Origin of the sequence: Parafrankia sp. Ea1.12, assembly GCF_900465275.1 — a bacterium.
Lineage (GTDB): Bacteria > Actinomycetota > Actinomycetes > Frankiales > Frankiaceae > Parafrankia > Parafrankia soli.
Window position 1 is genome coordinate 1 of the sequence record NZ_UBIZ01000292.1, and the last position, 371, is coordinate 371.

At 76.8% G+C, this 371-nt stretch carries 1 pseudogene; it reads right to left on the reverse strand.

The window, feature by feature from the left end:
• Positions 1-189: pseudogene (locus FMEAI12_RS14265) on the reverse strand (SRPBCC family protein); the annotation flags it as partial.
• Positions 190-371 lie beyond the last annotated feature (182 nt).

Below are 371 nucleotides of genomic sequence, written 5' to 3' on the forward strand. Positions count from 1 at the left end.
ATACGCTCCGGCCGCGGCACCCGCCGGGCCCGCCAAGCCCGCGGTGCCCGCGGGGGCGCGCCCCGCGCTCTCGATCTCGACCGCCCGGATCTGCGGCGCCCAGCCCGGCCAGGCCGCCGGGACGGCGTACCGCTCCCAGCACAGGTCGGGCGGTGCAGGCCCGGAGGCCTCCAGGAACACCACGCTCACACCCACCCACGGTAGGCCGACCCCGGCGAATCTTCACCCGCACCGCGCTTCCCGACCTGGCCGCCCGACCGGGCGGATCGCTGCGGGTGCGGCAGGTTTCAGGTCGGGGGAGTGAAGGCGATCGCGGTGACGATCAGGCCCCGGCCCACCGCCCAGCGCCCGCTGAAACCGGTCAGCTCCCC